The 21880-nt window shown below is 65.1% G+C and carries 22 protein-coding genes; 8 read left to right on the top strand and 14 right to left on the bottom strand.

Going from position 1 to position 21880, the window contains the following annotated elements; all coding sequences use genetic code 11:
• The first annotated feature begins 90 nt into the window (after positions 1–90).
• Entirely contained in the window at positions 91–588 is a 498-nt protein-coding gene (locus tag G5C33_RS07365) for a MarR family winged helix-turn-helix transcriptional regulator (protein ID WP_165326624.1), read from the top strand.
• 5 nt (positions 589–593) lie between these two features.
• On the opposite strand, the gene G5C33_RS07360 is transcribed toward G5C33_RS07365, so the two are convergent.
• The 12 genes from G5C33_RS07360 to G5C33_RS07305 all read right to left on the bottom strand — a co-directional run bounded on the left by G5C33_RS07360 (position 594) and on the right by G5C33_RS07305 (position 12088).
• A complete protein-coding gene (locus G5C33_RS07360; RefSeq protein ID WP_165326623.1) occupies positions 594–1193 on the bottom strand; it encodes a hemerythrin domain-containing protein in 600 nt (199 codons plus the stop codon).
• A gap of 97 nt (positions 1194–1290) precedes the next feature.
• Entirely contained in the window at positions 1291–2124 is an 834-nt protein-coding gene (proC, locus tag G5C33_RS07355; protein ID WP_165326622.1) for a pyrroline-5-carboxylate reductase, read from the bottom strand.
• Complete coding sequence (locus G5C33_RS07350; RefSeq protein WP_165326621.1) at positions 2121–2621, bottom strand: type III secretion system chaperone family protein; 501 nt, start codon at positions 2619–2621, stop codon at positions 2121–2123. The genes proC and G5C33_RS07350 overlap by 4 nt, the downstream gene beginning before the upstream one ends.
• A gap of 104 nt (positions 2622–2725) precedes the next feature.
• Positions 2726–3025, bottom strand: a complete 300-nt coding sequence (locus G5C33_RS07345; RefSeq protein WP_165326620.1) for an accessory factor UbiK family protein — start codon at positions 3023–3025, stop codon at positions 2726–2728.
• Between the two features lie 14 nt (positions 3026–3039).
• Positions 3040–3591 carry a TspO/MBR family protein gene (locus G5C33_RS07340; protein WP_165326619.1) on the bottom strand — a complete coding sequence of 184 codons (552 nt, stop codon included), beginning with the start codon at positions 3589–3591 and terminating at the stop codon, positions 3040–3042.
• Positions 3591–6704, bottom strand: coding sequence for an efflux RND transporter permease subunit (locus G5C33_RS07335; protein WP_165326618.1), 3114 nt, complete (start codon positions 6702–6704; stop codon positions 3591–3593). The genes G5C33_RS07340 and G5C33_RS07335 overlap by 1 nt, the downstream gene beginning before the upstream one ends.
• Positions 6704–7795 (bottom strand): efflux RND transporter periplasmic adaptor subunit, encoded by a 1092-nt coding sequence (locus G5C33_RS07330; RefSeq protein ID WP_165326617.1) that lies wholly within the window; start codon positions 7793–7795, stop codon positions 6704–6706. The genes G5C33_RS07335 and G5C33_RS07330 overlap by 1 nt, the downstream gene beginning before the upstream one ends.
• Positions 7796–7880: 85 nt before the next feature.
• Positions 7881–8618: a TlyA family RNA methyltransferase gene (locus tag G5C33_RS07325; RefSeq protein WP_165326616.1), complete on the bottom strand. Its 738-nt coding sequence runs from the start codon at positions 8616–8618 to the stop codon at positions 7881–7883.
• Between the two features lie 151 nt (positions 8619–8769).
• Entirely contained in the window at positions 8770–9207 is a 438-nt protein-coding gene (locus G5C33_RS07320) for a hypothetical protein (RefSeq protein WP_165326615.1), read from the bottom strand.
• Positions 9204–11132 (bottom strand): 1-deoxy-D-xylulose-5-phosphate synthase, encoded by a 1929-nt coding sequence (gene dxs, locus G5C33_RS07315; RefSeq protein ID WP_165326614.1) that lies wholly within the window; start codon positions 11130–11132, stop codon positions 9204–9206. Before dxs ends, G5C33_RS07320 begins: the two co-directional genes overlap by 4 nt.
• 100 nt (positions 11133–11232) lie before the next feature.
• Entirely contained in the window at positions 11233–11697 is a 465-nt protein-coding gene (locus G5C33_RS07310) for a Fur family transcriptional regulator (RefSeq protein ID WP_165326613.1), read from the bottom strand.
• Positions 11698–11767: 70 nt separating this feature from the next.
• The gene (locus G5C33_RS07305) at positions 11768–12088 is read right to left on the bottom strand and encodes a MerC domain-containing protein (protein WP_228275279.1); all 321 of its coding nucleotides are present in this window, start codon (positions 12086–12088) and stop codon (positions 11768–11770) included.
• 201 nt (positions 12089–12289) lie between these two features.
• Here G5C33_RS07305 and G5C33_RS07300 point away from each other — a divergent pair, with 201 nt between their 5' ends.
• From G5C33_RS07300 to G5C33_RS07270, 7 genes are all read left to right on the top strand, one after another.
• A complete protein-coding gene (locus tag G5C33_RS07300; RefSeq protein WP_165326611.1) occupies positions 12290–13321 on the top strand; it encodes a COX15/CtaA family protein in 1032 nt (343 codons plus the stop codon).
• The gene (gene cutA, locus G5C33_RS07295; protein ID WP_165326610.1) at positions 13318–13635 is read left to right on the top strand and encodes a divalent-cation tolerance protein CutA; all 318 of its coding nucleotides are present in this window, start codon (positions 13318–13320) and stop codon (positions 13633–13635) included. The genes G5C33_RS07300 and cutA overlap by 4 nt, the downstream gene beginning before the upstream one ends.
• Positions 13636–13643: 8 nt before the next feature.
• Entirely contained in the window at positions 13644–14459 is an 816-nt protein-coding gene (locus G5C33_RS07290) for a hypothetical protein (protein ID WP_165326609.1), read from the top strand.
• A 132-nt stretch (positions 14460–14591) separates the two neighbouring features.
• Positions 14592–15071: a 50S ribosomal protein L13 gene (gene rplM, locus G5C33_RS07285; protein ID WP_165326608.1), complete on the top strand. Its 480-nt coding sequence runs from the start codon at positions 14592–14594 to the stop codon at positions 15069–15071.
• Positions 15071–15577: a 30S ribosomal protein S9 gene (rpsI, locus tag G5C33_RS07280; RefSeq protein ID WP_165326607.1), complete on the top strand. Its 507-nt coding sequence runs from the start codon at positions 15071–15073 to the stop codon at positions 15575–15577. Before rplM ends, rpsI begins: the two co-directional genes overlap by 1 nt.
• A gap of 243 nt (positions 15578–15820) precedes the next feature.
• Positions 15821–19336 (top strand): autotransporter domain-containing protein, encoded by a 3516-nt coding sequence (locus tag G5C33_RS07275; RefSeq protein ID WP_165326606.1) that lies wholly within the window; start codon positions 15821–15823, stop codon positions 19334–19336.
• Between the two features lie 165 nt (positions 19337–19501).
• Entirely contained in the window at positions 19502–20251 is a 750-nt protein-coding gene (locus tag G5C33_RS07270; protein WP_165326605.1) for a class I SAM-dependent methyltransferase, read from the top strand.
• Positions 20252–20256: 5 nt separating this feature from the next.
• Here G5C33_RS07270 and G5C33_RS07265 read toward each other — a convergent pair whose 3' ends face one another.
• Together G5C33_RS07265 and G5C33_RS07260 are read right to left on the bottom strand one after the other, a co-directional pair.
• Entirely contained in the window at positions 20257–21030 is a 774-nt protein-coding gene (locus G5C33_RS07265; RefSeq protein WP_165326604.1) for a metallophosphoesterase family protein, read from the bottom strand.
• Positions 21027–21866 (bottom strand): diacylglycerol/lipid kinase family protein, encoded by an 840-nt coding sequence (locus G5C33_RS07260; protein WP_165326603.1) that lies wholly within the window; start codon positions 21864–21866, stop codon positions 21027–21029. The genes G5C33_RS07265 and G5C33_RS07260 overlap by 4 nt, the downstream gene beginning before the upstream one ends.
• Between the last annotated feature and the right edge of the window lie 14 nt (positions 21867–21880).

Genomic DNA, 21880 nt, shown 5'->3' with positions numbered 1-21880 from the left:
GACGGCTCCGCGAAACAGGGGTGAAAGCCACGCGGAATCGCGCGCTTCGAAGGTTGCGCGAAACTAGGCGTGGTGGCAGGATCGGTCAACATGGCTGCCCCAATTCCCGCCTCCCCGCTTTTCCTGCGCGAACCCGAGATCCGGCGCGGCGTGGAGCTGCTCTATTTCGGCTACAGCCACCTTACGCGATCGATCGACGAACAGCTCGCCGCGCAGGGGCTCGGCCGGGCGCACCACCGCGCGCTCTATTTCATCGCGCGCAAGCCGGGCCTCTCGGTCAGCGAATTGCTGGCGCTGCTGGCGATCACCAAACAGTCGCTCGGCCGGGTGCTTGGCGAGCTTACGGAGCGCAAACTCGTGGAGACTACCACCGATCCGAACGATCGCCGCCGCCGGATGCTGCGCCTGACGGTGAGTGGCGCCGCGTTGGAAGCGCAGTTGTTCGATGCGCTGCGCCGCAAGCTCTCGATCGCCTATTCCGAAGCGGGCCATGATGCGGTCAGCGGTTTCTGGGCCGTGCTCGAGGAACTTATCCCGGCCGAGGAACGCACCCGCATCCAGAAATTATGGGAACGCGACCGGGGGTAGCGCGCTCAGGCCACCTTGAAGCCTTCCTTGTTCATCGTGACGCCCAGCTTCCTGTTCTTCTCTTCCGACAGCTGCTCGTAAAGCTTCGGGAAGAGCGTGTTTTCCTCCTCCGCGACGTGCTTTTCCAGATCGGTGCGGAACTTGCGCAGCTTCGCGATCCATTCGGGCGAAGCATAGGGCATCGTCTCGAGCTCATAGAGATACTGCTTGATATAGCCGTGCTCGCGGGTGAGCTGATCGGCCTCTTCGGTCATCCCCGCTTCGCGCAGCGCGGGATAGATGACATTGCCTTCCTCGACATCATGCTTGGCAAGCGCATGCTTGAGCTGCGCGAGATGCAGGCTGCGGCGCGTCGTGGCGCGCTCGTCGGTATTCTCGATCAGGTCGAACAGCTTGAAAACCGCCTTATGCTCGTTTTCCAGCGCCTTCACCCAATCGCCCGAAAGGGCCGAGGGCGCCTGCACGGCGGCCTTGCGCCCGACCATCGCCATCAGGCCGATCGCCGCGCCGCCGGCGGCGGCCGCGCTGATCAGGCCGATATGGCGCCCGGCACCTTCGGCCTTGCCCTTGAAGCGTCCTTTGCTGTCGCGTTCCATCGTCGGCATGGCTATCCATCCTCCTGTTTCTCTTGCGGTATCAACCGACAGCGCGCGCTGTCGTTCCGCAGGGAAAACGGAGGAGGACGCTACGGCTTCCCGTCGGTCAGTCGCGAGCGGCGGCGGCCAGTTCCTGATTGCGCTTCGTCGCCGCGGCGAGCGTTGCGTGCATCAGCTTGAAAACCGCATCGTCGGCGTCGAGGACATTGAGGCCCTCGCGCGTCGATCCGCCGGGGCTGGCGACCTTGTCCGCCAGTTCGCCGGGCGTTTCGTCGGCATTGGCGGCGAGCGTCGCCGATCCTTCGACGGTCGCGGTGGCCATACGCAGCGCCTGATCCTTGGGCAGGCCCAGATCGGCGGCGCCGGCCGCCAGCGCGTCGATCACGCGATAAACGAAGCCCGGACCGCTGCCCGCAAGCGCAGTGACGACGTCGAACAGCTGTTCGCTGTCGATCCATTCGACCAGACCCAGCGGCGCCATCAGCGCCGACACCTTGTCGCGCAGGGCGGGTTCGGCGTCGCTGCTGTACAGGCCCGCCACGCCCTTGCCGATCGCGACCGGCAGATTGGGCATCAGCCGGACGATGGCATCGGCATCGAACCGGCGTGCCAGTGCCGATTCCTCGACCCCGGCGAGGATCGAAATAAGCAGCGGCAGCTTGCCGCCGCGATCAACGTCCGAATAGAGCGGCGCCACCTTGTCGAGCAGCTGCGGCTTGACCCCCAGCATCGCCGCGTCGGGCCAGCCTTCGGGCGGCTCGCTGACATGCGTGATGCCCTTGGGCAGTTTCGGCTCGCCCGGATCGATCACGGTGAAGATCGACGGATCGATCCCTGCCTCGACCCAGCTGCGCAGGATCGCGCCGGCCATGTTGCCGCACCCGATCAGCCAGATGGATTTGAATTCGGTGGTGGCGTTTTGCTTTGCTGTCTCGGTCATGCCTCGCCTTGTGTTTCGATCAATGCCGCGGCGATCGCTTCCGCCGGCGTTTTGCCGCCCCACAAGACGAACTGAAACACAGGATAGAAGCGCTCGCACTCATCAATGGCGCTCTCGACCAGGAGTTCCGCCTGGGCAAGCGAAAGCGTCGCTTCATCACCATCGACCATCGCCGCGTGGCGGAACAGCAGGATGCCGCTCTGCGACCACAGCTCGAAATGGCCGATCCAGAGCTGTTCGTTGACCAGCCCGATCGCTTCGTACAACGCGGGGCGCCGATCATCGGGAACGCGAATGTCGGGAAACGCCAGAAATTGCAGGACGCCGTCATCCTCGCGCCAGATCGCGCGAAGTTCGTAGGGCGCCCAGCTTCCCTTCACCTTGGCGACGATTTCATCCTCGTCGCGCTGGTGATTCCAGCCATGCGCGGAGAAATAGCTCTCCAGCATGTCGATCGGTGCCGCATCATCGCGGTCGAAATCGGCTTCTTCCAGCATAAAATTCCTCCGCGCGGCCGCGATGCAGGTCAAAACTGCACGGCGGCGCGATGCGGTACAAGCGCAGTGTTGATGATATTGTAGAAAAGCTGTGGAAAAGACGTTCAGTCCTTGTCGACAGCCTTCTTTGCCCGGCTGGCCGGCTTGGCCGCGGGCGCCGCTTCCAGCTTGGCCTCCAGCGCCGCAAGACGCTCCTTGAGCGCATCAGCCTCGTCGCGCGCTGCAGCGGCCATTTCCTTGACCGCGTCGAATTCCTCGCGGCTGACGAAATCGAGCCCGCCGATCCATTCGCGGGCGCGTTCGCGCGCCGAAGCCTCGCCTTCGCGTACCATGCCCGCCATTGTCCCGGCGGCACCGTTCATGAATTTGACGAAGTCGTCGAAAACCCGATTGTCGCTCTGCATCATGTCCTCCAGATTTACAGCTGAATCTGGTCGCTCGACGGCGACGGTACAAGGCTTTCCGCATTCGGATTGAGCTGATCGACCTGGTAGAGCAGCATTCCCGCAAAGCAGAGCCACGCCAGATAGGGCAGCAGCAGCAACGCCGCGCCCACGCGAATCCGCCCGAACAGGATGGTGGTGATCAGCACCAGCGCGATCAGCACGCCGATAACCACCAGTGCCCAGAATATCTGATGCATGCCGAAAAACAGCGGCGTCCACAGCAGGTTTACGCCCATCTGCACCGCGAAAACGACCAGTGCCGGCCCGCGCAGCTTCGATCCGCGCGCGTTGATGATCATCGCCAGCGCCAGCCCCAGCAGGATGTAGATGATCGTCCAGGCGGCGGGGAAAACCCATTCGTCGGGCAGGATCGCCGGCTTGGCAAGCTGGCTGTACCAGAGATTGTCCGATCCCGACGGCACCAGCCGCGCCGACGTGAATCCCAGCAGAAGAATAAAGGGTACGGTAACGACCGCCCAGCGTAGATAGGCGAGACGCAACTGCCCCTTGGATGCGATTTCCATTACCCCTGCGATCCTTCCGCGCGACCTTCGTTTTCCAGCGCGGCGTCCAACTCTCGGCCGACGGCCTCGGGTGAGCGCGTGCGCTGGGCTAGCTTACTATAGAGAATGGGGATTAGGAAAAGAGTGATGATCGTGGCAAGCGAAACGCCGCAGATGATCACCACGCCGATAGCGGCCCGCGCGGCGCTGCCGGCGCCTCCGGCGGCGACCAGCGGCACCGCCCCTGCAACCGTCGCGATCGATGTCATCAGGATGGCGCGCAGACGCCGCCGGGCCGCGTCGCGGATCGCGTCGGCGACATCCAGCCCCTCGTCGCGCAGCTGATTGGCGAACTCGACGATCAGCACGCCGTTCTTCGCGGCCAGCCCCACCAGCATGACGATGCCGATCTGGCTGTAGAGATTGAGCGACTGGCCGAACACCGCAAGGCCGATCAGGCCGCCGCCGACCGCGAGCGGCACCGTCGTCACGATCACGGCGGGATGGATGAAGCTTTCGAACTGCGCGGCAAGCACCAGATAGACGATCACGATGGTCAGGCCGAAGACGATCAGGATCGAACTGCCCGTCTCCTTGAACGCCTGGCTTTCGCCGCGATAGCCGACTGCGGTGATTTCGGGGGCGGCGCGCGCTTCCGCTTCCAGAAAGGCCAGCGCGTCGCCGAGCGAATATCCCGGAGCCAGTCCGCCCGACAGCGTGATCGCGCGCAGCTTGTTGAACCGGCCCAGATCGCGCGGCCCGGCAACTTCGCGCGTCGTGACCAGATTGGACAGCGGCACCAGACCGCCGTCGCGCGCACGCACATAGATGTTGGCAAGATCGGAGACCGACGATCGGCTGTCCGCCTCGGCCTGCACGATCACGCGATATTCCTCGCCGCGATCGACATAGGTCGACACGCGCCGCGACCCGAGCAGCGTCTGGAGCGCCTGGCTGACCGCCTGCACCGAAACGCCCAGGTCGCCTGCCCGTGTCGTGTCCACGTCGATACGCAGCTGCGGCTTGGTTTCCTTGTAGTCCGAATCGAGGTTGATGATCCCGGGATTGTCCGCCGCCGCGGCCAGGATGCGATCGCGCGCACGCGCCAGATCCTCATAACTGTTGCCCGCGATGACGAAGTTGATCGGCTGCCCCCGCCCCCGGCCGAGCGCCGATCGCACCTGCGCATTGCCGCGCACCGCCGGCAGTGTCGCCATGATCCGATTGACCTGGTCGGCGACATCCTGAGTGGACTGCTCGCGCTCTTCCCAGGTCTTGAGGTGAACGATGAAACGGCCGCTGTTGAAATCGTCCCGCGCGCCGAACCCGCCGGGCGTGCGCGTGATGACCGATCGCACCGCCCCCTGTTCGAGCAGCGGCAGCAGCTTCGCCTGCGCCTCGGTCATATAGGCGTCCATCTGGTCGAACCCGGTGCCTTCGGGCGCCGAGACGCTGACCGACAACGCGCCCTGGTCTTCGGCGGGGGCCAGTTCCGATTCGAGCGTCGAAAAGGCGAATCCGGCGACCCCCAGATAGACGAGCGTGCCGAGCACCGGGATCAGCGGCCGGCGAAGCGCGCCGTCGAGCAGGCGACCATAGCCGCGCTCGAGCCCGCGCACGCGACCGTCGACCCAGCCGGTGAAGCGGCCGCGCTCCTCCACCTTCAGCAGCTTGGAACAAAGCATCGGCGTGAGGCTGAGCGCGAGAAACCCGGAAAAGGCGATCGCCGCGATCATCGCCACGGCCAGTTCGCGAAACAGCAACCCCGTCTGCCCGGCAAGGAAACACACCGGGACGAACACCGCGCACACGACCAGCGTCGTCGATATGACCGCGAAACCGACCTGCCGCGTGCCGCGAAACGCCGCTACCAGTGGGGATTCGCCCTTTTCGATCCGGTGATAGACATTTTCGAGCACGACAATCGCGTCATCGACCACCAGCCCGATCGACAGCACCAGTGCTAGCAGCGTGAGCAGATTGATCGAAAAACCGGCCAGCCACAGCACCGCGAAGCTGCCAAGCAGACAGATCGGCACCGTCACCGCCGGGATCAGCGTCGCGCGCCAGGAACCGAGGAACAGGAAGATCACCAGCACCACCAGCAATGCCGCTTCGGCGAGCGTGTGCCAAACCTTCTCGATCGCGCGATCGATGAACAGCGAATCGTCCGACGCGACGGAGATCGTCATCCCCTCGGGCAGTTCGGGCGCCACTTCCGCCATCCGCTGCTTCGCAGCCTGCGCGACCGCAAGCGTGTTGGCCCCCGACTGACGAACGATGCCGAGGCCAACCCCCTGCGCCCCGTTCAGGCGAAAGCGCGAATAGGGATTTTCCGGCCCTTCCTCGACCCGCGCGACGTCGCCCAGCCGGACCAGATAGCCGTCCGGCCCGCGACCGACGACCAGTTGCGAAAAAGCCTGCGCATTCTGGAACGGCCGCTCAACGCGCAGCGTGACGTTCTGCTGCTGCGATTCGATACGACCGGCGGGCAATTCGACATTCTGCGTGCGCAGCGCGGTCTCGATGTCGTCGGTGGTGAGGCGAAAGGCAGCGAGCTTTTCGGGATTCAGCCAGACGCGCATCGAGGGACGCGCGTCACCGCCGACAAAGACGCGGGCGACGCCGTCGATCGTCGAGAACCGGTCGACCAGGTTGCGATCGACCCAGTCGGAAAGCTGCAGCGAAGTCCAGCCAGGGCGGGAGATCGTGATGAACATGATCGGCCAGGCATCCGAATCGACCTTGCGCACCTCCGGCGCCAGCGCCTCTTCGGGCAAGTCCTCCGCCACGCTGCCGATGCGGTCGCGCACGTCATTGGCCGCCGAATCGACGTCGCGGCCGGGACGGAATTCCAGCGTGATGTCCGATCGCCCGTCGGACGATTGCGACGTGATCGTCTGAAGCCCCTCGATCCCGGCAAGACGCTCCTCGATCAGCTGCGTGATCCGCGCCTCGATCACATTGGCGGCGGCCCCGGTATAGCCGGTCTCGACCGAAACGATCGGCGGGTCGGTGTCGGGATATTCGCGTACCGTCAGGCTGGAAAAGGCCACGACGCCGAAAATGACCAGCAGGATCGCGACCACCGATGCGAAAACGGGACGGCGGACGGAAAGGTCGGAAAGCTGCATCAGTCGCCTGGAGCCGCCGCCGTGGCGTTCGCGTCGCCGCTGCTGCCAGCCGGCGTCGCTTCGGCATTTGCCGGCCCCGCGAGGCGCACCGACATGCCGTCGGCAACCTTGACGACTCCTTCGGTCACGACGCGCTGGCCCGGGGTCAGCCCCGAACGGATTTCGACCATGCCGTCCTGCCGCGCTCCGGTTTCCACCGGCACGCGCGAAACCTTCCCGTCGGACACGACGAAGACGAAACTGCTTTCGCCTTCGCCGATGATCGCCAGCTCGGGCACCGCCAGCGCAGTGCGCGCCGCGCTTTCGATGGTGACGGTCAGCAGCATGCCCGGCTTCAGCCGATTGTCGCCATTGGGCAGGATCGCACGGACCGTGACTGCCCGCGTTTCGGGGTTGAGCACCGGATCGATACTGGCGATCGTGCCGCGGAACGGCTGATCGGGATAGGCCTGCGCCCGCGCCTCGATCGGCTGGCCCGTTTCGATCTGCGAAAGCAGCGTTTCGGGAACCGCGAAATCGAGCTTGATGCGCGAAAGATCGCTGATCTGCGCGATTTCGGTTCCCGAGGATACGACCGCGCCCGCCGAAATGGTCCGCAGCGAGACCCAGCCGGCAAAGGGCGCGCGGATCACGCGATCGCCGATCGAGGCGCGTGCGGCCTCTGCCTGGGCACTCGCCTGCGAGGCGGCCGCCCGTTGCGCGTCCACCGAGCTGGAGGTGGCGAAACCGCGCTCCTGGAGCGATTCGAGCCGGTCGAGCTGCTGGCGCGCTTCCTGCGCGCGCGCTTCGGCTTCGGCGAGCTGCGCGCCTTCCTGCCCGGCGGCGAGTACGGCGACCACCTGGCCTTCGCGGATAAAATCGCCATCGTCGAAATTGAGCCGCACGATCCGCTCGGTCACCGGAGCGGCGAGCGTCACCTGTTCGTTGGCGCGGGCGGTACCCACGGCTTCGATGCGATCGACGAACCGCATGGAGGAAACCGCCGATGCGCCGACCAGCGGCGCCTGGCGCCCGTTCTTGCCAGTATCGGCCCCGCCGCCGCACGCGGCAAGGAACAGAAATCCGAGGAAAGCAGGGAACGGCGTGCGCATATCTGTGCCGTGGCGCTATGCGCCCGAAGGAGGAAACGCAAGCCTGTTGCGACCAGATTGCATTTGCAAAACCGCTTTTCGCGATTCAGCCCTGCTTGCGCGCGGCAATCAGGAATTCGACATTGCCCTCGGGCCCGGTGATCGGACTTTGCACCACACCGTCGATCTGCCAGCCGGCCCCGTCGAGCCAGTCGGTCACTTCACCGCACACGCGCGCATGCACCGTGGCGTCGCGGATCACGCCGCCCTTCCCCACTTCCTCGCGCCCCGCTTCGAACTGCGGCTTGATCAGCGCGATCAGCTGTGCGCCCGGACGCGCGAAACCGAGCGGAACATCGAGTACCTTGGCGAGCGAAATGAAGCTGGCATCGCATACGACCCAGTCGACCGGTTCAGGAATATGCTGCGCGGTCAGGATTCGCGCGCTGGTCTTTTCGTGAACGACGACGCGATCGTCCTTACGCAGCTTCCACGCTAGCTGGTTGGTGCCGCTGTCGACCGCATAAACGCGCTCGGCGCCCTTGCTCAGCAGAACGTCGGTGAACCCGCCGGTCGAGCTGCCGACATCGATCGCGACTGCACCGGCGGGATCGAGCGCGAAATGGTCGATCGCATGCGCCAGCTTGATGCCGCCGCGCGATACCCAGGGATGATCGCGCCCGCGCACCTCCAGCGCGGCGTCTTCGGGCAGCGTCTGGCCGGCCTTTTCGATCTTGCGATCGCCGGCGAAAACCAGCCCGGCCATGATCAGCGCCTGTGCGCGCGTGCGGCTCTCGGCAAGCCCGCGATCGACGAGCATCTGGTCTGCACGCTGCTTTGCCATGCCGCTTCCCTGCCCTGCTGCTCCGGTCGCCGCAAGTCACCTTCGGATGAGCGCTATTTTGTGGCCCGCTCCAGGAGGACTCCCTATAGCCGGAGATGCGGGCGTGGCCGGGCGACGTCCCCCTAGAGCGGCGCCCGGCCTATCCGCTTTCTCAAGCGTTGTCGGTGTCCGCCTGCGGCGTGAACGGATGGCGTTGCGCCTCCAGCCACAGCGCGATGTCGCCGACTTCCTCCATCACCGGAATCTGCTGCGGATCGCGCCCGTCGGGCCGCTCCCATCCCAGCACCGACCAGCAGCGCGCGACGATGTCCTCTACATCCTCAGGTTCAAGCCCGAGATAGGCGGTCAGGCTGTCGCGCGGCTGGGGCACGAGTTCGCGCGGATAGTGATCGCGCAGCGCCGCCAGCAATGCCTCTGCGATTTCCGGCGAAACGCCCAGCGCCCTGCATTCCTCGAGGAAGTCGCCGCTGCCATAATCGACACGCTGCTGGACCAGCGCCTTGTGCGCACGCCACATTCGCGCATTGAACCCGATCATCAGCAGCACCGCGCCTCCGATCAGCAGGAGCGCCGGCACCCATCCGCTCAAGCCCGCGCGCCTTCCTCCACGACGCCGGCGTCATTATGGCGCAACGCCTTGAGCACGGTTTCGACGATGTTGTCGGCATTGAGGCCGGCCTCGTCATATTGCTTGTCAGGCTTGTCCTGGTCCTGGAAGAGGTCGGGAAGACGCATCGTGCGAATCCTGAGCCCGGCATCGGTGAGGCCTTCGTCGCTCGCCATCGTCAGCACATGCGCGCCCAGCCCGCCGACCGCGCCTTCCTCGACCGTCACCGCAACTTCGTGGGTGGTCAGCAGCTTGCGGATCAGCGCCTCGTCGAGCGGCTTGGCGAAGCGCAGGTCTGCGACGGTGGTCGACAGTCCCTTGGCGTCGAGCGTATCGGCGGCCTTGAGCGCCTCACCCAGCCGCGTCCCGAGCGATAGAATCGCGACTTTCTTGCCTTCACGGACGATCCGGCCCTTGCCGATCTCGAGCCGCTGCGGCGTTTCGGGCAGTTCGACACCCGTGCCGCTGCCGCGCGGATAGCGCAGCGCGATCGGGCCGCTGTCATGCATCGCGGCGGTATGTGTCATATGGACGAGCTCGGCCTCGTCAGCCGCTGCCATGACCACGAAATTGGGAAGCGTCGCCAGATAAGTGACATCGAAGCTGCCCGCATGCGTCGCCCCGTCCGCGCCGACGAGGCCCGCCCGGTCGATCGCGAAACGCACCGGCAAATTCTGGATCGCCACGTCATGGACGACCTGGTCATAGGCACGCTGGAGAAAGGTCGAATAGATCGCGCAGAAGGGCCGCATGCCCTGCGCCGCCAGCCCCGCCGCAAAGGTGACGGCATGCTGCTCGGCGATGCCGACATCGAACGCGCGATCGGGGAATTTCTGCTCGAACTTGTCGACGCCGGTGCCGCCCGGCATCGCCGCGGTGATGGCACAGATCGTGTCGTCGCGTTCGGCCTCGGCGATCAGTGCCTTTGCGAAGACGCTGGTATAGCTGGGCGGTCCGGGCGGCGCCTTGGCCTGGGCGCCGGTGATGACATCGAATTTCTGAACGCCGTGATATTTGTCGGCCGCCTTTTCGGCGGGCGCATAGCCCTTGCCCTTGGTCGTCACGACATGAACCAGGATCGGCCCCTGCTCGCTGTCACGGACATTTTCGAGCACCGGGATCAGATGGTCGAGATTATGCCCGTCGATCGGACCGACATAATAGAAGCCCAGTTCCTCGAACAACGTCCCGCCAGTCACCATGCCGCGGGTATATTCCTCCGCCTTGCCCAGCCCCTTGTGTACCCGGCGCGAGAATTTGCGCGTGATCCGGCTCGCCAGGCTGCGCAACCCGAGATATTCGGACGAGGAAATGAGCCGCGCGAGATAGGCCGAAAGCCCGCCCACCGGCGGCGCGATCGACATGTCATTGTCGTTGAGGATGACGACCAGCCGGTTTCCGGCGGCCTCGGCATTGTTCATCGCCTCATAGGCCATGCCCGCGCTCATCGCGCCGTCGCCGATCACCGCGATCGCCTTGCCCGGCGTGTCGGCAAGCTTGTTCGCGGTGGCGAAACCGAGCGCCGCCGAAATCGACGTCGAGCTGTGCGCCGCGCCGAACGGATCATATTCGCTCTCGGAACGCTTGGTGAAACCCGAAAGCCCTCCGCCCTGCCGCAATGTGCGGATGCGGTCGCGCCGGCCGGTAAGGATCTTGTGCGGATAGCATTGGTGGCCGACGTCCCAGATCAATCGGTCGCCGGGGGTGTTGAAGATATAGTGAATCGCGACGGTCAGCTCGACCACGCCGAGACCCGAGCCGAGATGACCGCCCGTCGTCCCCACCGCCGAAACGGTTTCCTGACGCAGCTCATCGGCCAGCTGTCGCAACTGGGCCGGTTTCAGCTTGCGGAGATCTTCGGGGGTTCGCACCGTGTCGAGCAGCGGTGTCTGGGGAAGGTCAGCCATCACGCCTGCTTACTCCACTCGTTTCGACAAGTCGAACGCTTCGGTGTCGATCAACCGTGCAGATTTCAAGGATTTGCACCGCAATCGCCGCCGGACCCGGTCAGTCGCCTTCGCAGTCGCTGCATTTCCCGCGCACTTCGATCACCGGCCGGACCGGTGAAAAACCCGCGCTTTGCGCCGCCGCACGGACCCTGCTGGTGATCGCGTCGTCGTCGATATGCGTGGTCTGGCCGCAACTGTCGCAGACCAGGAAGATGCAATCGTGCAGGCAATCGGGATGCGCGTTGGCGACATAGGCATTGGCGCTTTCCACCCGCCGCGCGAGATTCGAGGCGACGAACAGATCGAGGATGCGATAGACGCTGTTCGCGGCCACCCGCCGCCCTTCGCGTTTCGACACCGCATCGGCAATGTCATAGGCCGAAGCCGGCTTGTCCGAAGCGGCCAGCGCCTCGAACACCCGCTGACGCATGGTGGTCCATTGCTCGCCGGATTTTTCCAGCGTCGCCTGCGCGGCACGCGTCAGTGCCGCGCCATGATGTTCATGATGTTCGTGCGCGTGCATGGTCGGGATGTAGGCGCGCGACCACTGCCGGGCAAGCGCCGCGCATCGGCCGCGCGATCAGCAGGACGGCTCAGTAGGTCGCGCGGCGATTGAGATCATGGCCGAGCGCGACCAGCGCCACGCCGACCAGCGTCCACAGCGTTTCATAGCCGCCGTGCTCGAGGCTGAGCGCGCCCGCCATCATGCCGATGCCGAAAGCGCCAACCGCCGCCGGCATCATATAGCCGTGCGAGACGATGCCCCGCCCCAGCGCGATCACCGCGAACACGATCGCCAGCGCCAGCCCCGCCTCGTGGATGATCGGGCTGACCAGCGCACCGGCCGAGGAAAGCAGCGCGAGAAATACCGAGGTCGCCAGACAGTGAACAACGCACAGGCCACTGATCGCCATCGCCCAGCGATCGAATCGCGAACCGGCGGCTTCGACGACATCATCGTCGAAACGCCGCCCCTCGCAGGACCGGAAAGCGGAAAGCGCCTGTACCATGCCGGTGATATAGCCACCTCGATATGAAGTTACAACATATCATTGCGGAAAAATCGGGACGCAAAGGATTCGCTTTTCGCCGGCGCCGAACCTAAACCGCCACGCATGCTCCAGCCCACGCCCATCCCCGCCACCGCCCGGCCGCGCGCGCTGGCGATCTGGTTGTTCGCGGTCGCCGCGCTGATCGTCACGATGGTCGTCGTTGGCGGGATCACGCGCCTTACGGAATCGGGCCTGTCGATCACCGAATGGCAGCCGATCACCGGCATCATCCCGCCGCTGACCGAAGCGCAGTGGCAGGCCGAATTCCTGAAATATCAGCAGATCCCGGAATATCAGCTGCTCAACCAGGGCATGACGCTCGCCCAGTTCAAGGGCATCTTCTTCTGGGAGTATCTCCATCGGCTGCTTGGGCGGCTGATCGGCTTCGCCTTCTTCCTGCCGCTGGTCTTCTTCGCGGTGCGCAAGGCGATCCCGCACGGACATGGCTGGCGGCTGGTGGGCCTGCTCGCGCTCGGCGGGCTGCAGGGCGTGATCGGCTGGTGGATGGTCACTTCGGGGCTCACCGAGCGTACCGATGTCAGCCATCTCCGGCTCGCGGCGCACCTGATGCTGGCACTTTCGATTCTGGCGGCGATCGTCTGGGAGGCGCTCGACCTTCTTGCGCTGCACCGCGATCCCACCGCCCGTCCGGCGCGGCTGATGCGGCCGGCGATTGTCGTCGGCATCGTGCTGTTCATCCAGCTTCTGTACGGCGCGTTCGTCGCGGGGCTGAACGCCGGACTGATCGCCGATGACTGGCCGCTGATGAACGGACGGCTGGTGCCGTATGAAGGCTTTGCGCTGTTCGGCATATCGGCGCTGATCGACGATCCGGCGATGGTGCATTTCATTCACCGCTGGTGGGCCTGGGTGGCCGTAGCGGCCCTGGTTCTGTTCGCACGCCAGGTGCGCGCCGCCGGCGGCCGCAAGGCATCGATCGCGATTCACAGCGCGTTCGGCATCCAGATACTGCTCGGCATCGCGACGGTGATGACGGGCGTCGCGATCGCGCTCGCCGCGCTGCACCAGCTTACCGGCGCGCTGCTCGTCGTCGCCACGGTCTGGGGCGCGCATGAACTGGGTCGCATACGATGAGCGACATCGCGCTGGTCTATGCCACCTTTCCCGATCGCGACACGGCGGGGAATGTCGCCGAAACGATAGTCGGCGAACGGCTGGCCGCCTGCGCCAACATGCTCGCCGACTGCACCTCGGTCTTTCACTGGGACGGCAAGGTCGCGCGCGAGAGCGAGACGCCCGTCCTGTTCAAGACCGCGATCGCGCTGACGACGCCGCTGCGCGACAGGATCGCGGCGCTGCATCCCTATGACCTCGCCGTTATCGAGGCCTGGCCCGCCAGTGTGAGCGACGCCGTATTCGCCTGGGTCGCCGCGGAGACGGAGGGCTGATCGCCGCAATGTTCGCGCCGCTCCTGATGCTGCTGCAACCGGCGGCCGCCGATCCGGCCTTTCGTCCGCCCACCGATACCGCGTTGATCGTCGAAACCCGGCGCGTCCAGACCGAAGCGGCTGCACAAAGCGTCTTCACCGCCACGCGCCGGATCCGCTTCGCCCGCGAACAGGGCGGCTATGCCGCGACAGTCACGGTCATTTCGGTGGAGGGGCAATCGCCGGGCGATGCCGGCGCCTTGTTCGAAGCAGGCTATGGCTTCCTTCTGGGGCGCAGTGTCACCGTGCATCTGGATGCTGCGGGGAATGTCGTCTCCGTCGACAATCTCGATATGCTGTGGCGCGATTTATGCGCGAGCCTGGCCGAGCGCTTCGTCGCCGCGCGCGGCATCGCCGATTCCGAGCGACGCGACCGCATGGTGGCGCAGGTCGCCGCTGCGCTCCGGGCGTGGCCGGAAGACCGGCGGCGCGCGGCATTCGCCTCGATGGTGACCGATATCGTCGCGCCGGACGCACTGCCGCGCGCGGGAACCAGCGAGCCGGTGCGCGTGCCCGGGCATGCGCCGGACGGCGAAAGGATCATCCTAACCGGCACCGCCGCAACCCGGGCTCAGGGCCCGCTGCTTTATGTCCTCACCGAGGCGAGCGGCGAACAGGCCGGGGAGCGCCCCGTACGAATCGCGCGCAGCGAGGAACTGGTGTTCGATCCGGCGACCGGCCTGATCCGCCGCCATGTCGAGCGTTCGCGCACCGAAATCGGTATCGGCGGGGATCGCGACATACTGGAGTATGAAACGACCATCTCGGTCGCCGCGGAATCATAGAGGTATCATAATACCCGTTTGCAAAGCCGCAGTTTTGCTTGACTTACGGCACGTGTTGCGACAAATGCCCGTCGATCGCGCCGCTCCGAATGGGGCGGCGTGCTGCATTTCAAACCCAAGAGGTCCAGAGCCATGAAAGCGCTCATGAAGACCACCAAGTCGGCAAAGCCGGCCGAGGTGGAAAAGAAGTGGCATCTGATCGATGCCGAAGGCCTGGTGGTCGGCCGTGCCGCCGTCATCATCGCCAATCTGCTGCGCGGTAAGCACAAGACCAGCTTCACCCCGCATGTCGATTGCGGCGACAATGTCATCGTGATCAACGCCGACAAGGTGCGGTTCACCGGCAAGAAGCTGACCGACAAGGTCTATTACAAGCACACCGGCTATGCCGGCGGCATCAAGGAAACGACTCCGGCCAAGGTGCTGGAAGGCCGCTTTCCCGAGCGCGTGCTGGAAAAGGCCGTTGAGCGCATGATTCCGCGCGGCCCGCTCGGCCGTCAGCAGATGCGCAACCTGCGCATCTATGCCGGATCGGAACATCCGCATGAAGGCCAGAACCCCGAGGTTCTCGATGTCGCGGCGATGAGCCGCAAGAACAAGGTGGGCGCATAATGACCGACAATCGCCAGTCCCTTTCCGATCTGGGCGACGTCGTCCAGACCGAAGGCGCCGAAGCCGGTGCCGAAGCTCCCGTCGAAACCGCGCCGCTGCGCGAGCAGGAGCTCGACAAGTTCGGCCGCGCCTATGCCACCGGCCGCCGCAAGGACGCCGTTGCGCGCGTCTGGCTGAAGCCGGGTACGGGCCAGATCACGATCAACGGCCGCGACCAGACGACCTATTTCGCACGTCCGACGCTGCGCCTCGTGATCAACCAGCCGTTCGAAGTCGCCGGCCGTCAGGGCCAGTACGACATCGTCTGCACCGTCAAGGGCGGTGGGCTTTCGGGCCAGGCCGGCGCTGTCAAGCACGGCATCGCCCAGGCGCTGACCCGCTATGAACCGGCGCTGCGCACCACGGTGAAGCGTGCCGGCTTCCTCACCCGCGACAGCCGCGCGGTCGAGCGTAAGAAGTACGGCAAGGCCAAGGCGCGCCGCAGCTTCCAGTTCTCGAAGCGCTGATTCGCTTCCGCACTTTCGCGGAGAGTCGGAATCGAAAAGGGCGGCCCTCGTGGCCGCCCTTTTTTGCGTCCGAACGGCGCCCGGGCGCAGGCTTCGTAATTTCCGAGTCCAAGATCACGCCGCTTTGGTAATAATATTGCAGATGAGCAACGTGTAGCTACTTGTGCAGGCTCAATAAACGTCATAGCCCTGTAGCATTGCGGCGACATCGAACGAAGTCGCCCCGAAAAACGGGGGTATATCATGATCCAATATGGTTCCACGACCATTGCGCAGCGTTCGCGCAAGAAGGTTCTGCTCGCCTCGGCAGCCGGCCTTGCGCTGGTAACGGGCGCCACCGCGGCACAGGCCCAGGACGGCCCGGCCTTCGCCGAAGACATCGCTCAGGGCGCGGGTCCGCAGTTCGTGCAGGACATCGCCCAGGGCGCCGGCGCGGAATTCGCCGAAGACGTGCCGCACGCCGCGGGGCCGCGTCGCGCGCCGATCGCCGAGGACATCCCGCAGGTCGTGGTCCAGGGCCCCGGCGAAGGCTATGACGTCAATCCCGGTGCCGAGGGCAGCATCTATGACGACGCCGTCGACGTCACTGGCGTCGGCCAGTTCTATCGCGCCGACGGCTATGTCTGCACCGGCACGCTGATCAACCCGCGCACCGTGCTGTTCGCCGCGCACTGCGTGAACGACATCCCCGAAGAACAATATGGCGCCGCCACCGGCGGGCTTCCCGCGGCCTTCTCCTTCCGGGCCGATGCGGTTCCCGGGCTGATCGACTGGATCAACGCGGGCTATAATTCGGTTGCGGACTCCTATGTCTACAACGTCAACGAAATCGTCTGGAACGAAGAGTCGGTAGCCCGGCCAGAGGGGCTGGGTTTTCTCGAAGGCGACGTCGCGATCGCGACGCTGGATACGCCGGCAGCGAACGTTCCCACCTGGGCACTGCTCTTCTCGCCGCTTCCCGCGCCGGAGGAAATCGATTCGGCAAACGGCACCGGCTATCATGTCGTCCATAACGGCTATGGCGTCACCGGCTATGGCAACGGTCCGATCGCGGCCGGCGTCGATTTCTACCGCCGTGCCGCCGAGAACATGATCGGCATTCTCGGTTCGCTCAACGATCGCAACGATTTCCTGTTCGGGCCGGGCGGCGATGACCTTCCCCAGAATCTCTACCAGATGGATTTCGACGATCCCACGCGCGAAAATCCGTATGATTTCAACCTGTTCCGTGACGACGCGCAGGACCCCGAAGGCACTACCGCCGGCGGCGATTCAGGCGGTCCGCTGATCCTCGACCAGACCTTCGACCAGGAGGTCGTGATCGGCGTGCTTTCGGGCGGGTCTCGCTTCTATGGCGCGCAGCCGTTCAGCACCTATGGCACGTCGAGCTTCTATCAGCCGCTCTATCTCTTCTGGGACTGGATCGCGGCGAACAGCGCCTATCGCTACGCGACCAATGTCGAAGGTGACGGCAATTGGGCCGATGCCGATCACTGGGTGAGCGCACTCGATCCCAATTTCATGATCATCGAGGACGGCGGGCTGGTGAACGGCCTGCCCGATAATCCCGGCGCGGGAGCCTTCGGCGAAGACGACGCTCAGGAATTCGGCCAGGTCTGCTTCAACACCGAGTGCTATGACCTCGCGACCGGCGAATATGTCGTCTATGACGACGCCGGCGGCGCCACGCGCGAAGGCAGCGGCGGCAACAACCCTGCGGACGGCGATACCGAAATCAGCGGCATCGCACGCGTCGACGGCCTGATCGCCGAGGACCGAGCGACTGCAGGCGGCCAGGGCACCGGCGGCAGCCAGGGCACCGCAGCCCTGCCCCCTGCCACGATCGAAAACGGCCTGCCCGGCGCGACGGGTTTCACCCCGGACAACATCACGCCCGATCCCGTCGCCGGGGTGCGCGCGCGTTACTATGACGTGACGCTCGCCGCAGCGGGCACGACGACGCTCGACACCGATGTCGTCATCGACAACTTCACGATGGTCGGCGCGGAAACCGCGCTCGACGTCACTTCCGAAGGCACGCTGTGGAGCCATATGGGCTTCCTGCACACGCTCGGCACGATGACGGTGGACGGCGCGATCGGCAGCTACAGCAATTATTCGCTGATCGCCGGCGGACTGATGGGCAGCGGCGATATCTACGTCCCATATTTCATCAACGTCGGCGGCGCGATCGCACCGGGCAGCCTGACGGAAACGGGCACGCTCTCGCTGCACGGGAACGCGATCCTTGCCTCGGCGTCGACCTATTACGTCAATCTGGGCGCGTCGGGCACGTCCGACCTCCTCAGCGTCAACGCCACTGCCTATGACACCGATGACGCTCCGCTGAACGGCATGGCCAGCATCGGCGGCGGAGTCCTCTTCTCGCCGACCGAAGGCACGATGGTCCGTGACGGATATACGTACACGATCCTGACGGCCGAAGGCGGCATCAGCGGCACCTTCGATCAGGCAAATGCGCTCAGCGCCATCCTGTCGCCCGTCTTCACCTATTCCGACAATGCCGTGATGGTGGAAATCGAAGCCGGCGACTATGCCGATGTGATCGACGCCAGCTCGCCGGTGCAGTCGGCCTTTGCCACGCTGCTCGACGGAAATCGCGACAATTACGGCGCCTTCTCGGATCTCTTCGGCCCGCTCGACCTGCTCGACGGCCCGAGCATTCAGAGCCTGTTCGAAAGCTGGGCACCGCGCAATCCGACGATGAACGGCGCGATGGCGATGTCCACGCTGGAAACCACCGCCGGGCTGGTCGGACAGCGCATTTCGGCCTTCTCGCCGGGCGCCGGAACGGAAACGATGGCATCGCTTCCGTATGCGGGCAATCCGATGGGCACGGTGATGACGATGACGTCGCCCTATGCCGGCGACAGCATCGGCAGCGGTGTCCAGATGGAGGATCGCGCGCTTTCGAGCACGGCTTCGGTCTATCTGGCCGGCGGCTATATCGACGGTGAAAGCACCGGCATGATCACCGCGGCGCCGATGGGCAACGACTCGTTCGACGGCTGGTATGCCACTGCGGGCGTCGAAGCGATGGTCGGCGATAGCGCCATGATCGGCTTCGCGCTGACCTATGCCGATGTCGAAGGCGATGTGTACGGTGCGCCGCAGTCGACCTCGTCGACGCTCTATCAGGGCACGCTGTACGGCGTCGGCTATTTCGGCGGCGTCAAGGTGGACACGATGCTCAGCGCCGGTCTGCTCGATACCGACAGCACCCGGACGGCGTCGCTCGGCGGAACCAGCTACACGCTGCGCGCCAGCGACAATCCGCTGACCATCACCAGCCAGCTGGGCGTCAGCGTCCCGCTCACCTACGGGGCGTTCAGCGTCACGCCGCGCGGTTCGCTGCGGGTCATGCATATCGGCTACACGCCGACCGCCGAACGCGGCGGCCCGATGGCGCTCCAGTATGACATGGGCGATTTCAACAGCGTGCAGGGCCGTCTCGGCGCCACGCTGCAGGGCACCGGAACCTTCCGTCCCTTCCTGACCGCCAACTATGTGCACGATTTCGACGAACGGCCGGCGGCCTTCGCGGCGAATTTCGTCGGCTCGGTCAGCCCGTCCGTGTCGTTCGCGCTGAACGGCACCGATCAGGATTGGGGCGAAGTGTCGGGTGGTATCGCCTATGACACGCCGACGGTGCGCGTCGCCATTTCGGCCAACACGACGTTCGAACGTTCGGACATCGAAAATCGCAGCTATCAGGGGTCGGTCACGGTCCGCTTCTGATCGCGATGGTTCGAGCTTCGGGTTCGAAAGAAAGGGGCGGTCCGGTAACGGGCCGCCCTTTTTCTTTGGGAACAACATGGTAGGGGGAGCGTCGCAATCGCCGGTCACCGTCACTTTTCACAGACGAGAGCGGTGGCCCCTCGGCATGGGGAGAGACGAACCGCAATGACATCGCGCGAAACCACCCAATTCCTGCCGCGCAGCGATGCCGAGGGCTGGCCCGAAGGAACGCGCCGTTCGCTGTCCGACATCGCGCATCTGATCGCGATCGGCGCCGTCCAGTGGCCCTGGCTGTTGCGCAGCCTGAGCGGCGGCACGAAGGCGGCCAAGCAGCGCTTGCTCGATCGGCTCGACCTCGCGCCCGATGCCCTCCCCAATCTCGGCAGCTGGAAGGCCGATACGGGATTTCTCCACCTGATCGTCGATCATATTCTCGAGCACCAGCCCGAGACCGTGCTCGAACTCGGCACCGGCGCTTCGAGCCTGATCATCGCCAAGGCACTGCAAAGGGCCGGTCGGGGCAAGTTGATCAGTTGCGACCAGCACGCCGATTTCGTCGCCGCGACCCGCGAATGGCTGCACGAAAACGGTGTCGAGGCGGAGCTGCGTGCGACGCCGCTGCGCCCCGCACCGGGCGGCTGGCCGGGCATCTGGTATGATCACGGCTCCCTTCCCGACCGGGTCGACCTGCTGGTGATCGACGGACCGCCCTGGACGATCCATCCCTATGTCCGCGGCGCGGCCGAAACCTTGTTCGATCGCATTTCGGTGGGCGGCAAGATCCTGCTCGACGACGGCGCGCGGCCGGGCGAGCGGATCATCGCCCGCAAATGGCGCAGGAACTGGCCCGATTTCGAATTCAGGCTGGTCCATGCGGGGACCAAGGGCACGCTGATCGGCACCCGGTTGCGCTGATCCGGCTATCCGGCGACCGGCTCGACCAGCCCCTTCGCCTGCGGATGCGCCTCATCCATCACCCGCGCGAGCGTTTCGAAGCCGCTGTCGCGCACGCGGATCTCGTTGAACGATGGCGGATGGTCGCGCAGCCGTTCGGACAGCGTGCCCGCGCCGATCAGTCGCATGGGGCGCCCGGCGACCTGATGCTCGACATCGAACGGGTCGTGGACATGGCCGGTGAGCACCGCTTCGGCCCCTGCCCGCGCAAGTGCATCCAGAGCGGCCTCTCCGCGCCGCGTTTCCGAACTCATCCGCGTATCGGCCTCGACCAGCGGATGGTGACAGGCGATGAAGATGCGATCGCCCTCGGGCGCGGCCTCCACCAGCGCGAGCGATTCCTGCAGCGCACTGGTACTGACATGACCCTTCGACCAGTTGAGCCGCCACTGGAAGCGCGCGGTGGTCTTGAGCGGCACGATGCTGACACCGCTGACCTCAAGCGGCCGCTCGATCATCGATTCAAGCGCGCGGTAGCGTTTGTACGGCGTTACGAACCGCGCCCAGGGATTGAAATAGGGCAAGTCGTGATTGCCGACCTCGACCGTGGTCGGCCGGTCGAGGCTTTCGAGCCATTCGGCCGCCGCTGCGAATTCGCGATGCCGCGCGCGCATCGTCAGGTCGCCGGTAACGATGATCGCATCGGGCACTTCATTGCGCACCACACGCTTGAACCAGTCGAGCGCCTCGACGTCCTCGGCCCCGAAATGGATGTCGCTGACGTGAAACAGGCGGATCATGCGCTTTCCTCCTCGCGCGTGGAGATGAACGCCGGCGCACTCATGCCGCTGGTGATCGCCTGATCCGCGTCGAGCCGCACCGGCTCTCCATCGAACAGTGCGAGCACCTTCCCGGTTCCGCGAATTCCCATCCGCTGCACACGCGCGCTGGTGACGGCGCGCGCAGTGACCCAGTCACCGGTCAGCCAGTCCCAGCCCAGCTCGACGATCGCGCGCCAGTCGCGCGCATCGATCCCGCGCACGTCGATGCCGTCGGCAAAGGGCTCGACGAACACCGCCTGGTATCCGCGCGGCGCATCGGGCACCCCGGTAACGCGCAGGCCGCTGCGCCCGAAGGTCTTGCGCCAGGCGAACCCGATGGCGCGCAGCACTCTGGCGGGGTGATGCCGCCGGGCTTCCTCGCGCGCACGGAACCAGTGCGCGGCGGGTCCCAGAATCAGCCCGACAAAGGCCCGATGCGGCCCGGCCTCGACATAGGGCAGCGCGACACGCCGGTCGCTTCCATGAGCAGCGCGGATGATCGCATGCGGGTCGCGTTCCCCGTGCAATGCCTTGGCGAGCAGGTTCATCGTCCCGCCGGGGAGGATCAGAAAAGAGCCCTGCCAGTTTGCCAGTTTGCACAGGGCGGCGTTGATCGTGCCGTCACCGGCGAACAATACCAGCGTGTCGACGCCTTCGCGGTCGAGCGTTTCAGCCTCCGGGATCGGATCATCAGGGAAGCCACTGCGCCCCACCAGAGTCAGGCCGCGCTCCTCGAACACGGTTTCGATCGCTTCGCATTTCTGCCGTGTGGCAGAACCGGAATGGGGATTGGTAACAAACCAGAGTCGTTGCATCACCATAACAACGC

The sequence above is a fragment of the Sphingosinithalassobacter tenebrarum genome, assembly GCF_011057975.1.
In the GTDB taxonomy this organism is placed as follows: Bacteria; Pseudomonadota; Alphaproteobacteria; order Sphingomonadales; family Sphingomonadaceae; genus Sphingomonas; species Sphingomonas tenebrarum.
Note: the sequence above shows the minus strand (reverse complement) of the source record. Positions and strands in the feature narration are given on the sequence as shown.